Here is a 12750-nt window from a genome sequence, read left to right on the forward strand (position 1 = left end):
CGGAAGGCGTCATCCCGGTGACAGCGTCTGATCCAGCACGGCACGCGCCTCGCGTTCGACCAGAACAGGGATGAAATCGCGCACTCGAGCGTCGTGGAAATGCTCCCGCGCGCGGCCGAGAGCCGCCTCGATGTCTACCGGGGATGCCTGTGGGTACCGCTCGCGCAGGCGGTCGGCGATCTCTGCGAACACGACGTCCTCGTCGGGGATCTCACGAGTCATGTCAGAAGGATGCGCCCGAATCGGTCGACGGCGCAAGGCCGACGGCTTCGCGTACGGCTCAGCCGTAGAAGAGACGCTCGAAGCTCCGCCGCGCACGGCGGGCCGTACGCAGCCAGTCCTCCTCGACCTGTGTCGCCGATCGCGGCGGATACTCGAGCAGACGGCCGATCCCGTCCAGCTTCTTCCGGTCCGTCGGCAGCACGTCGCTCGTCTGCCCAGAAAGCAGGGTGTTGGCCGAACGCAGGCGGCTGGCGAGTCGCCACGCCTCGAACAGTCGGGCAGCGTCGGTCTCGGAGATGATCCCGGCATCCTTCGCAGCCGTGAGCGCGACGGTGGTCGAGGTCGTCCGAAGCGCCGGAACCGTGTGGGCATACTGCAGCTGCAGGAGCTGGACGAGCCACTCGACATCGCTGAGGCCGCCGGGGCCGAGCTTGAGATGCCGTGCAGGATCGGCTCCCTGCGGCAAGCGCTCGTTCTCGACCCGGGCCTTGATCCGTTTGATCTCGCGGAGCGCCGCCGGGTCGGGCGACGCAGGGTAGCGCACCTCGTTGGCGAGCCCGGTGAAGGCGGTGATGAGCTTGACGCTGCCCGCCACGCCTCGGGCCCGCAGGAGCGCCTGGGCCTCCCACGAAAGCGACCAGCGCCGGTAGTACTCCTCGAACGCGTCCAGCGACCGCGCGAGCGGCCCGTTCCTCCCTTCGGGGCGCAGCCCCGCATCGAGGTCGAGCGGTGCGCGATGATCCTCGGAGTACTGCCGCAGTGCCCCGACGAGGTGCAGAGCCTTTCGAGCGGCCCGCTCGGGATCCAGTCCGTTCGGGCGGTAGACGTACATGACGTCGGCGTCCGAGCCGAACCCGAGCTCGGCCCCGCCGAAACGCCCCATCGCGATCACGGAGAAATCCAGTGGGGCGTCGTCGGGGTCGAGGACGTCGCGGCGTACGGCCCGCAGGGTCGCCTGGATCGTGACCTCGGTGACGGTGGTGAGGGCGTCGGCGAGCTCTTCGATCGAGAGGGTGCCGAGCACTGCCGCCATCGCGGTGCGCAGCAGTTCGCGGCGTCTTAGCGCGCGCACGGCACGCATCGCGTCGTCGACGGTGTCGTGACGGGTCTGAATCGCTCGCGCCTCCTCCTGCAGCGCCAGACCGCTTCGCGGGCGGAGCAGATCGGGGTCGTCCAGCCACGCTGCGGATTCGGGGATCCACTCCATGAGCTCGCCGACGTATCGCGAACCCGACAGCACGCGGGTGAGACTCTCCGCGGCTCCCGACGAATCCCGGAGCATGCGGAGGAACCACGGCGTGTCGCCCAGCCGCTCGCTGATACGGCGGAATGCCAGCAGCCCGTAGTCGGGATCGACGCCGTCAGCGAACCAGCGGATCATCACCGGCATCAGGTGCCGCTGGATCGTCGCCTTCCTGCTGAGCCCGCTCGTCAGCGCACCGATGTGGCGCAGCGCCCCCGCCGGGTCGGTGAAGCCGATCGCCGCCAGGCGATCATGTGCCTGCGCGGGCGAGAGCGAGCGCTCCGCCTCGGGGAGGCTCGCGACGGCCGAGAGCAGGGGTCGGTAGAACAGGCGGACGTGGATGTCGCGGACCTCGCGCTTGATCGCCTCCCACGTCTGCCACACCCGCTCCCCCGTCTCGGCGAGCCCCGTGGCGCGGGCCAGCACTCGCAGCTCGTCAGCCTCGCGGGGCATGAGATGCGTGCGGCGGAGGTTGCGCAGCTGCATGCGGTGTTCGAGCAGACGGAGAGTGCGGTAGTCGCGGGAGAAAGCGGATGCTTCGGTGCGGCCGATGTACCCCTCCGACGCGAGGGCTTCCAGTGCCGGAAGTGTTCCACGCTGCCGGATCCGCTCGTCGCTGAGTCCGTGGACGAGCTGCAGCAGCTGGACGGTGAATTCCACGTCTCGGATGCCTCCGGGTCCGAGTTTGATCTGGGCCGAGACCTCGTCGGCGGGGATGTGATCGGTGACCCGTTCCCGCATGCGCTGGACGCTGTCGACGAAGTTCTCGCGCGCCGCACTCGTCCACACCTTGGGCGCGAGGGCGGCGACGTACTGCTCGCCGAGTGCTATGTCTCCCGCAAGTGGTCGGGCTTTCAGCAGGGCTTGGAACTCCCAGCTCTTCGCCCAGCGCTCGTAGTACGACAGGTGCGAGGCGAGTGTGCGCACGAGCGCCCCCTGCTTGCCCTCGGGGCGGAGGTTGGCATCCACCTCCCACAGCGGGGGCTCGATCTCGGCACCCGATACGCCGCGCATGGTCTGCACGGCGAGCCGGGTGGCGATGTCGACGACGCGACTCTCGCCGATCTCCTCGACGGTGTCGGCGCCTGCGCCGGCGACGAAGATGACGTCGACGTCGCTGACGTAGTTGAGCTCCCGTGCCCCGGCCTTGCCCATGCCGATGACGGCGAGGTGGGTTCGCGCCACCTGTTCCGCCGGGAAGAGCCCCGCCCCGGCGGCGCCGCGCGAGACACGGGTCCGCGCGACGGCGAGTGAAGCCTCCAGCGCCGCGCCGGCGGCGTCGGCCAGGCGCGCCGCCACCTCGGGGACCACGTCGAGCGGCTCGGGGTGGAGCAGGTCGAACGCCGCGATACGTGCGAGCAGGCGCCGGTACCGCACGCGCAGTCGCACCCAGGACTCTTCCCCGCCCTCTGCGGCGAAGCCGTTCTCGGCGCCGACGGCCTCGAGCATCTCCTCTCGCAGGGATTCGGGACTCGGAAGGGTGAAGCCGGCGCCGACGAGATGGGTCAGTTCGTCGGGTCGGCGCAGGAAGAACTCCCCGAACCCGGTCGAAGCCCCGAGGAGCGCCCACAGGGCGTGCCACCCTTGCGGGTCGCCGTGGATCCGGCGCACCGGCTGCGCATCGCGCCGCGCGATCCGCGTGAGCGCCAGAAGCGCACCATCGGGATCTGCGGCCGTCACGGCAGCACGGAGCAGGTCGGAGCGAGGCACCTCGATCGCGTCGGCCAACTCGTCGAGCAGCTCTGCGCTCTCGGAGAGCGAGCTGAATCCCAGCCGAGCGAGCTCGGTGAGAGAGGACGTGCGCTCGCCCGTGCTCATGGGCCGGTCAGAGCATCTCGAGGTTGCTCTTCAGCTCGAAGGGCGTCACCTGCGAGCGGTACTCCTGCCATTCGCGCCGCTTGTTGAGCAGAACGTACGTGAAGACCTGTTCGCCGAGCGTCTCGGCGACCAACTCCGACTCCTCCATGTACTCCAGTGCGTGATCGAGGCTCGCCGGGAGTGGCGCATATCCGAGTGCGCGGCGCTCGGCATCGGTGAGCGACCAGACGTTGTCCTCGGCCTCGGGAGGCAGCTCGTAGCCCTCTTCGATGCCCTTGAGGCCCGCGGCCAGCATGAGCGCGTAGGCGAGGTAAGGATTGGCGGCCGAATCGAGAGCACGGTACTCGACGCGAGAGGACTGGCCCTTGTTCGGCTTGTACAGCGGCACCCGCACGAGCGCCGACCTGTTGTTGTGGCCCCACGTGATGAAGCTCGGCGCCTCGTCCCCGCCCCACAGCCGCTTGTAGGAGTTGACGAACTGGTTCGTCACTGCGGAGATCTCGTTGGCGTGACGCAGGAGCCCGGCGATGAACTGGCGTCCGACCTTGGACAGCTGGTACTGCGCCCCCTCCTCGTAGAAGGCGTTGATGTCGCCTTCGAACAGGGACATGTGCGTGTGCATACCGCTTCCGGGCTTGCCGCCGAGGGGCTTGGGCATGAACGTGGCATACACACCCTGCTCGATCGCCACCTCCTTGACCACCGTGCGGAATGTCATGATGTTGTCGGCCGTTGCGAGGGCATCGGCGTAGCGCAGATCGATCTCGTTCTGGCCGGGACCACCCTCGTGGTGGCTGAACTCCACCGAGATGCCGAGATCCTCCAGCATCCGCACCGAACGGCGCCGGAAATCGTGCGCTGTCCCGCCGGGCACGTTGTCGAAGTATCCGGCCGAGTCGACCGGCTCAGGGCCCTCGGTGCCGAACGAGGAGGACTTCAGCAGATAGAACTCGATCTCGGGGTGGGTATAGAAGGTGAAGCCCGCATCGGCGGCCTTCGCCAGAGCACGCTTGAGCACATGACGGGGATCGGCGACAGCGGGTTGGCCGTCCGGGGTCGTGATGTCGCAGAACATGCGCGCCGTGGGATCGATCTCCCCCCGCCACGGCAGGATCTGGAAGGTGCTGGGGTCGGGGTGGGCCAGAAGATCCGACTCGTACGACCTCGTGAGGCCCTCGATCGCGGAGCCGTCGAAGCCCAGACCCTCCGAGAACGCTCCCTCGACCTCGGCCGGCGCGATCGCGACCGACTTCAGCGTGCCGATGACGTCGGTGAACCAGAGGCGGACGAACTTCACGCCGCGTTCCTCGATCGTGCGCAGTACGAAGTCCCGCTGCTTGTCCATGGGTTCCTTTCCGCCAGGGTGTCGCGGACGCGGGGCCTGAGCCCTCCGCGCCGAGGTCAGACTAGTTCGCGCCGTCGCTGCCGGCCGGACGGCTCTCCCAGCCGTCCTCGCGGGCTTCGTCTTCAGCCCATGCGCGGGAGCGCTCGCGCAGCACGTCGGGCGCCTTCGCCGCTTCCTCGGCGGTGTCGAAGGGGCCGGCCCGGTCGATGGCGGGGGATTCGAAGCCCTTCTCGACCTCGCCGGTGGTCAGGTTGTACCAGTACTTCTCGCTGTCGTGTGCCACGATGACTCCTCGGCTCGGCACGGATCGTCCGCTGGGTCGATCCTACTGATCGACGGTGGCGTCGATAGGCTTGCGCCATGGCTTCTGACGCGACGCGCGCCGTCGGCATCGACATCGGCGGCACCGGGATCAAGGGTGCGGTGGTGGATCTGAAGGACGGGACCCTCCTCACCGACCGGGTGAAGGTGTCCACTCCGAAGGGCGCGGAGCCGCCCGACGTCCTCGAGGCCGTCAAGGAGGTCCTCTCACGACTCGATGTCAGCGAGGACGCCATCCCGCTCGGGGTGGCCTTCCCGGCCATCGTCAAGAACGGTACGACCCTCTCCGCCGCGAATGTCTCGGACAAGTGGATCGGCTTCGAAGCCGAGAGGTTCTTCGAGAACGGACTGGGTCGTGACATCTACTTCGCCAACGATGCGGATGTCGCAGGAGTCGCCGAGATGCGCTACGGCGCCGCACGTGACCAGAACGGGCTGGTGATCCTCACCACTTTGGGCACGGGCATCGGCTCCGCGGTGATGTACCGCGGTGTCCTCATCCCCAACACCGAACTGGGGCATCTCCAGCGCGCCAAGCACGGTAAGGACGCCGAGGCGTTCGCCGCTTACTCGGCCATGGAGCGGGAGGAGCTCTCGTGGGCGGAGTGGGCCGAGCGGCTGCAGTGGTACTACGACTACGTGCAGTTCCTCTTCAGTCCCGACCTGTTCATCGTCGGCGGCGGCGTGAGCAAGCATGCCGACAAGTTCCTGCACCTGCTGTCGCTCAAGACGCCGATCGTACCGGCGACCCACCGGAACAATGCAGGGATCATCGGAGCGGCCGCTCTGTCGCTGGGTGTCGAGCCCCAGCTGACCGACGTGACCGCCGCTGACTGAGGGCGAATGGGCCGGCCTGTACGCCGGGTTCTGTCCGGGGGCGTGAGCCCCGTGGACGGTCATCTCTCTCGGCGACACGTTGCCGTGCCGCTCCAGCGGCCTACCCGAGGACTCGGCGAGCCGCGTCAGCATCCTCTGTCTGGCCTTGCTCCGGGCGAGGTTTACCGTGCGGGTCGTGTCACCACGACCCCGGTGGTCTCTTACACCGCCGTTTCACCCTTACCGGGGTCTCCCCCGGCGGTCTGTTCTCTGTGGCACTGTCTCGCGGATCACTCCGGGTGGGTGTTACCCACCGCCCTGCCCTGTGGAGCCCGGACGTTCCTCGGCGCGGGCGGGCCCGCGACGCGACCGTCCAGCCGACCCATTCGCTCTTCGAGTGTAGCGCGGAGGCCCGCGGCCGCCCCGGCGGTCAGGTCTTCGCCGCAGACTCGGTGATCTGCAGATCCAGGGGGAAATCGAGCGGGAAGTCCCCGAACAGCAGACGGGTCGCCGAGACGGATGCCGCACGCACGGCGTCCGCCACATCCTCGGCCTGAGGGAGCGGGGCGTGGACGATGATCTCGTCGTGCAGGAAGAACGCCAGGTGCGGTTGTCGATCGAACACCGGCCCCGACGCGGTCGCGGGCGGGTCGACGGCGTCCCCGCCGAGGGTGTGGAGTCGCCCCCGCAGATCGGCGATCCAGGCCAGTGCCCACTCGGCGGCAGTCCCCTGCACGACGAAGTTGCGTGTGAACCGTCCGCGGTCGCGGGCTCCGCGCCTGGCGCGCTCCTGCTCCGCCGGGGTCGCGTCGGGTTGGCTGGCGCGATCCTGCGCAGCGCGCCATCCCGGGCTCGGCGACGGAGACGTTCGTCCCCATCGCGTCTGGACGACCCCTCCGTCCTCGCCGACGCGGGCCGCTTCGTCGACGAGCGCCATCGCGCGGGGGAACGACCTTCGAAGCCGCGGCACCAGCCGCCCACTCTCTCCGGTGGTCGCTCCGTACATCGCGCCCAGCAGCGCCGTCTTGGCGTCGGCGCGGGTCGCGACGGCGCCCGTCTCCACCACCCCCTCGTACAGGTCCCGCCCCCGCGCCGCGGTGGCGAGAGGAAGGTCGCCGGCCATCGCAGCGAGTACCCGCGGTTCGAGCCTGCGCGACATCGGCGATGACGAGGCACCAGCCGGGATCCGCGCGCACGGCATCGCGAAGCGAACGCGGGATCTGCAGGGCGCCCCCTCCCGAGGATGCCCACCGGCCCGTGACGACACCACCGGGAACGTAGACAGGACGGAATCGTCTGTCCTGCACCCACTCGTCGAGCCACGACCAGCCGTTGGCGGCGAAGAGCCGGGACATCCGCTTGTACTCCACCAGCGGAGCGATGGCGGGGTGGGTGTGACGCTCGAGCTCCCAGCGGCTCGTGGTCTCGACGTCGATCCCGACTCGGTGCAGAGCGCGAAGGAGCTTCGGAGGCGAATCGAGCGACACCGCGGGGTCGCCCAGGGCACCGCGCACCTCCGCGGCGAGCAGTCGCATCCGCTCGGGCAGCGTATCTGGGCGGGGGCGCGGACCGAGGATGTCCGAGAGCACGCGATCGTGCGCGGCGGCGTCCCAGGGCAGACCCGCCGCCGTCATCTCCGCCGCAGCGAGGGCCCCGGCTGATTCGGCAGCGAGGAGCAGCCGGAGAAAGCCCGGCGATGCGCTCGCGGCTATCGCGTCCCTCTGTCGCGCGAACTCGTGCAGGACGGCGTCGATCGCCTCCGGGAGCTCGGACCCGCCCGTGTCGCGATCCAGGGAGAAGAGGGCATCGGCGTCAGAGGTCTCGGCGATCTTGGCCGGGGCCTTCCACCCTGGATCGGCGCGGGCGGTGATCTTGGCGGGGAGGTCGGGGCGCGATCGGAGGATCGCGTGCGCGAGGCGGAGATCGTGGCAGCGTGCGACGCGGACACCGGCGGACAGAAGACGTCCGTAGACGGGGCCGGTGTCCGACCAGACCCAACGTGGGGAGTGAGAGGACTCCACCCTTCTCACCCACGGCGCCACCTCGTTCGTGGCGAGCGGGTGGCGATCACCCTCGGAGCCGGCTCCCGTCAGCGTGACCGCCTCCCAGCCCTCTGCGGTCGTGCCCAGGGCGACCCACACGACGTCGGCTGATGGCCCTGTCATCCCGCGAGGTCCGCCCGTCGGGTGGGGTCAGGTCTCAGAGGCCCGACTCTTCGGTGCGGACGAGGATGCCACCGCACTCCGGACAGGTCACCACCGTGTCATCCGGCGTCTGCCTGATCCGCTGCACATCGGTGCCCGACAACACCATGTGGCAGCCCTCGCAGGTTTGCCGGCGCAGCAGACCCGCACCGACGCCGCGGGAGGCGAGTCGTTCATAGAGCGCCAGCAGGTCGTCGGCGATCGATCCTGCGACGGCGTCGCGGTCGCGCCGGGCAGCGGTCAGGGAGGCTTCCGCCTCGGCCACCGCGCGCTTGGCCTCGGCGCTCAGCTGCGCCCCTTCCTCATTCGTCGCGCGGATGAGCTCCTCCTGCTCGACCACCGCGGCTTCGGCGGCGTCGAGCTTCTCCATCACCTCGAGCTCGGCGTCCTCCAGGTCGCGCTTCCGACGGGAGAGCGAGGCGAGCTCGCTTTCGAACCCCTGCGCCTCGCGGGAGTTCGAACTCGCCGCCAGGCGCTCTTCGTCGCGAGCGCGACGCGCGTCGACGACGGCGACGTCGGACTCGATCCGAGCCAGTTCCGCACGCAGATCGTCGCGCGCACCGGCGCGGCGGCTGAGTTCCTGCGTCAGCTCGGTGCGACGGGCGAGAAGCTCCTTGACGCGCTCGGCCTGCGGAGGGTTCCGCCGGGCGTGATCTGCCTGGCGGATGCGGGTGTCGAGGTCGGACACCTCAAGGAGGCGGCGCTGATCGGCAGGAGTGGCGTTCACGTGTCCAACCTACCCGCCGCCTCCCCCGCACGGTCGGCCGCTCCCTGCCCGATACGGGCCGCGAGCGCAAGGCCTCGGCCGGAGGTGCCGGGGTCCGTAACCTGGGCGCCACCAGACCTGAGGAGCACCGATGACGAACTTCGGCTACACCCTGATGACCGAGCAGAGCGGCCCGAAGGAGCTCGTTCGCTACGCCCGCCTCGCGGAGGACGTCGGCTTCGACTTCGAGGTCTCCAGCGACCACTTCACTCCCTGGCTCACGACACAGGGGCACGCGCCGTACGCCTGGTCCGTGCTGGGCGCGGTGGCCGCCGTGACCGAACGGGTCGAGCTGATGACCTACGTCACCTGCCCGACGGTGCGGTACCACCCCGCTGTGGTCGCCCAGAAGGCCGCCACCGTGCAGCTGCTCTCGGACGGTCGGTTCACCCTGGGCCTCGGATCGGGCGAGAGCCTCAACGAGCACGTCGTCGGCGAGGGGTGGCCGGGAGTGGACGTGCGACAGGACATGCTGGTCGAGGCCATCGAGATCATCCGCGCCCTGCACACCGGTGATCTGGTCACCTACGACGGACAGTACTACCGGGTCGATTCCGCCCGCGTCTGGGACGCCCCCGACGGTGGGGTGCCGCTCGCGACAGCGGTGTCGGGCCCGAAATCGATCGAGCGGTTCTCCGCGCTCGTCGACCACATGATCGCCGTCGAGCCCGAGGGGGAGCTCGTGACCGGATGGGACGAGGCGCGCGGGGGCACCTCGCGGAAGATCGGTCAGATCCCGATCTCGTGGGATCCCGACGAGGAAGCCGCGATCGCCCGCGCTCACGAGCAGTTCCGCTGGTTCGGATTGGGCTGGCCGGTCAACTCCGAGCTGCCCACCCCGGCGAGCTTCGCCGCGGCCACCCAGTTCGTGCGGCCCGAAGACGTCGCCGAGGGCATCGCGTGCGGCCCCGACCTCGACAAGATCGCCGAAAGCGTGCGCCCCTACCTCGAAGCCGGATTCACCGACGTCGCCCTCGTTCAGATCGGCGGCGACACCCAGGACCGGTTCCTCGCCGAGGCGGCAGAGCCTCTGCTCGATCGACTGCGCGCGATGTGACGACGACGCCGTCCTCCTACACTGGGCGGAGGGGCCTTTAGCTCAGCTGGTAGAGCGCCACGTTTACACCGTGGATGTCGTCGGTTCGATCCCGGCAGGGCCCACCGCGGACTCGATAGGCTTGTCGATGGTGTGTTGTGCGGAGCGAACAAAGCGATCCGCACGTCCATGGTGATTATCTGGCACGATCTGCCAGCCGAAGAAAGGTCTCGTGTGACTGTTCACGACCAGGATCCGTACTCTCAGGGCCCGCAGGACAGCGATCCGGAAGAGACGTCGGAGTGGCAGGAATCGCTCCAGCAGCTGGTGCAGGCCAAGGGTCCGCAGCGCGGCCGCGAGATCATGCTCAGCCTGCTGAAGGCGTCGAAGGAACTCCACCTCGGGGTCCCGATGGTCCCCACCACCGACTACATCAACACCATCGCAGCCGAGAACGAGCCCGACTTCCCCGGCGACGAGGAGATCGAGCGTCGTTACCGGGCATGGATCCGTTGGAACGCCGCCATCACCGTGCACCGGGCGCAGCGACCCGGCATCGCCGTCGGCGGCCACATCTCGACCTACGCCTCGTCGGCCGCCCTCTACGAGGTCGGCTTCAACCACTTCTTCCGAGGGCAGGACCACCCCACCGGAGGCGACCAGATCTTCATCCAGGGGCACGCCTCGCCCGGCACCTACGCCAGGGCCTTCCTCGAGGGTCGCCTCACCGAGGCACAGCTCGACGGCTTCCGCCAGGAGAAGTCGGCTGCCCCCAACGGCATCCCCTCCTACCCGCACCCCCGCCTGATGCCGGAGTTCTGGCAGTTCCCGACGGTGTCGATGGGGCTCGGTCCGATCAACGCCATCTACCAGGCGATGACCAACAAGTACCTCACCAACCGCGGGATCAAGGACGTCTCCGACTCCCATGTCTGGGCATTCCTCGGTGACGGCGAGATGGACGAGGTGGAGAGCCGCGGTCAGCTCCAGGTCGCCGCCAACGAGGGCCTGGACAACCTCACCTTCGTCGTCAACTGCAACCTGCAGCGCCTTGACGGCCCCGTCCGCGGCAACGGCAAGATCATCCAGGAACTGGAGAGCTTCTTCCGCGGCGCCGGCTGGAATGTCATCAAAGTGATCTGGGGTCGCGAGTGGGACGACCTGCTCGCCCGTGACAGCGAAGGCGCGCTGCTGAACCTGATGAACGTCACCCCCGACGGTGACTATCAGACCTACAAGGCCGAGAACGGCGCGTACGTCCGTGAGCACTTCTTCGGCCGCGACGAGCGCGCTGCCGCCCTCGTCAAGGACTACAGCGACGAGCAGATCTGGAACCTCAAGCGAGGCGGGCACGACTACCGCAAGGTCTACGCCGCGTTCAAGGCGGCCGCCGAGCACAAGGGCCAGCCCACCGTCATCCTCGCGAAGACCATCAAGGGCTACGGTCTCGGTCCCCACTTCGAGGGTCGCAACGCCACGCATCAGATGAAGAAGATGACGCTGGACGACCTCAAGCTTTTCCGTGACGCGATGCACATCCCGGTGAGCGACGCGCAGCTCGAGGAGAACCCGTACCTTCCGCCGTACTACAACCCCGGTCCGCAGGACGAGACCATCCAGTACCTGCAGGAGCGGCGGCGTGCGCTCGCCGGTTACCTGCCGGAACGGCGCACGCACCACGTCGGCCTGGAACTGCCCGGTGACCAGGCTTACGCCCTTCCCAAGAAGGGATCGGGCACGCAGGAAGTCGCGACGACGATGGCGTTCGTCCGTCTCCTGAAAGATCTGCTGCGTGTGAAGGACTTCGGTCACCGCATCGTTCCGATCATCCCCGACGAGGCCCGCACGTTCGGCATGGACGCGTACTTCCCGACGGCGAAGATCTACAACCCCCACGGTCAGCACTACACGTCTGTCGACCGCGAACTGCTTCTGGCGTACAAGGAGAGTCCCCAGGGGCAGATCATCCACGTCGGCATCAACGAGGCGGGCGCACTCGCGGCCTTCACCGGCACCGGGACGTCGTACTCCACGCACGGCGAGCCGTTGATCCCCGTCTACGTCTTCTACTCGATGTTCGGATTCCAGCGCACCGGTGACGCCCTGTGGGCGGCCGGCGACCAGATGACGCGCGGTTTCCTCATCGGCGCCACCGCGGGTCGCACGACGCTGACGGGCGAGGGCCTCCAGCACGCCGACGGGCACTCGCCGCTCCTGGCTTCCACCAACCCTGCGGTGGTCAGCTACGACCCGGCCTACGGCTACGAGATCGCCCACATCGTGCGGGCGGGAATCGAGCGGATGTACGGCGGGAATCATCCCGACCCGAACGTCATGTACTACCTCACGGTGTACAACGAGCCGATGGTTCAGCCTGCCGAACCCGACGGTGTCGACGTCGAGGGCATCGTCCGCGGCATCCATCGCATCGCACCCGCAGCCGGCGACGGGGCCCGCGCGCAGATCCTCGCCTCGGGCGTGGGCGTGCCGTGGGCACTCGAGGCCCAGCAGCTGCTGCGCGACGACTGGGGCGTCCAGGCCGACGTGTGGTCCGTGACCTCCTGGGGCGAGCTGCGTCGCGACGGTCTCGCCGCCGACGAGCACAACTTCCTCCACCCCGACGGCGAGCAGCGCAGCGCTTACGTCACCGACAAGCTGGCGGGGACGCCGGGTCCGGTCATCGCGGTCAGCGACTTCGAACATGCCGTCCAGGATCAGATCCGCCCGTGGGTGCAGCACAATTTCCACACGCTGGGCGCCGACGGTTTCGGCTTCTCCGACACTCGCCCGGCCGCACGCCGGTGGTTCAAGATCGACGGACCCTCGATCGTCGTCAAGACCCTGCAGGCGCTGGCTGCCGAGGGGACGGTGGATCGCTCCCTGTCGGTGCAGGCGATCGAGAAGTACCGGCTGCACGACGTCAGCGCGGGCACGAGCGGGAACGCGGGCGGCGAGAGCTGATCCGGGATCCCTCCGACG

The 12750-nt window shown here is 68.7% G+C and carries 8 protein-coding genes, 1 tRNA gene, 1 other RNA gene and 1 pseudogene; 4 read left to right on the forward strand and 7 right to left on the reverse strand.

All coding sequences use genetic code 11. From position 1 onward, the window contains the following. Positions 1 to 9 precede the first annotated feature (9 nt). The 4 genes from QSU92_RS17290 to QSU92_RS17305 all read right to left on the reverse strand — a co-directional run bounded on the left by QSU92_RS17290 (position 10) and on the right by QSU92_RS17305 (position 4911). Complete coding sequence (locus QSU92_RS17290) at positions 10 to 222, reverse strand: three-helix bundle dimerization domain-containing protein (RefSeq protein WP_289263853.1); 213 nt, start codon at positions 220 to 222, stop codon at positions 10 to 12. A gap of 58 nt (positions 223 to 280) precedes the next feature. Beyond that, the gene (locus tag QSU92_RS17295; protein WP_289263855.1) at positions 281 to 3283 is read right to left on the reverse strand and encodes a bifunctional [glutamine synthetase] adenylyltransferase/[glutamine synthetase]-adenylyl-L-tyrosine phosphorylase; all 3003 of its coding nucleotides are present in this window, start codon (positions 3281 to 3283) and stop codon (positions 281 to 283) included. Positions 3284 to 3290: 7 nt separating this feature from the next. Further along, positions 3291 to 4628, reverse strand: a complete 1338-nt coding sequence (gene glnA, locus QSU92_RS17300; protein ID WP_289263857.1) for a type I glutamate--ammonia ligase — start codon at positions 4626 to 4628, stop codon at positions 3291 to 3293. Between the two features lie 61 nt (positions 4629 to 4689). After that, a complete protein-coding gene (locus QSU92_RS17305; protein ID WP_289263859.1) occupies positions 4690 to 4911 on the reverse strand; it encodes an SPOR domain-containing protein in 222 nt (73 codons plus the stop codon). Positions 4912 to 4988: 77 nt separating this feature from the next. On the opposite strand from QSU92_RS17305, the gene ppgK reads away from it, so the two are divergent. Further along, positions 4989 to 5786, forward strand: coding sequence for a polyphosphate--glucose phosphotransferase (gene ppgK / locus QSU92_RS17310; RefSeq protein WP_289263861.1), 798 nt, complete (start codon positions 4989 to 4991; stop codon positions 5784 to 5786). Positions 5787 to 5789: 3 nt separating this feature from the next. On the opposite strand, the gene rnpB is transcribed toward ppgK, so the two are convergent. The 3 genes and pseudogenes from rnpB to QSU92_RS17325 form a co-directional block, all read right to left on the reverse strand. Beyond that, an RNA gene (rnpB, locus tag QSU92_RS17315) (RNase P RNA component class A) lies at positions 5790 to 6150 on the reverse strand. A gap of 45 nt (positions 6151 to 6195) precedes the next feature. Then, positions 6196 to 7930, reverse strand: a pseudogene (locus tag QSU92_RS17320) (bifunctional 3'-5' exonuclease/DNA polymerase). A 34-nt stretch (positions 7931 to 7964) separates the two neighbouring features. Continuing rightward, positions 7965 to 8696: a zinc ribbon domain-containing protein gene (locus QSU92_RS17325; protein ID WP_289263864.1), complete on the reverse strand. Its 732-nt coding sequence runs from the start codon at positions 8694 to 8696 to the stop codon at positions 7965 to 7967. Positions 8697 to 8826: 130 nt separating this feature from the next. Here QSU92_RS17325 and QSU92_RS17330 point away from each other — a divergent pair, with 130 nt between their 5' ends. The 3 genes from QSU92_RS17330 (at position 8827) to aceE (ending at position 12732) form a co-directional block, all read left to right on the forward strand. After that, on the forward strand, positions 8827 to 9792 hold the full coding sequence (locus QSU92_RS17330) for an LLM class F420-dependent oxidoreductase (RefSeq protein ID WP_289263866.1): 966 nt from the start codon (positions 8827 to 8829) through the stop codon (positions 9790 to 9792). A 31-nt stretch (positions 9793 to 9823) separates the two neighbouring features. Beyond that, positions 9824 to 9896, forward strand: a tRNA-Val gene (locus QSU92_RS17335). Between the two features lie 109 nt (positions 9897 to 10005). After that, the gene (gene aceE, locus QSU92_RS17340; protein ID WP_289263868.1) at positions 10006 to 12732 is read left to right on the forward strand and encodes a pyruvate dehydrogenase (acetyl-transferring), homodimeric type; all 2727 of its coding nucleotides are present in this window, start codon (positions 10006 to 10008) and stop codon (positions 12730 to 12732) included. Positions 12733 to 12750 lie beyond the last annotated feature (18 nt).

The organism is Microbacterium sp. ET2 (assembly GCF_030347395.1).
Lineage (GTDB): Bacteria > Actinomycetota > Actinomycetes > Actinomycetales > Microbacteriaceae > Microbacterium > Microbacterium albipurpureum.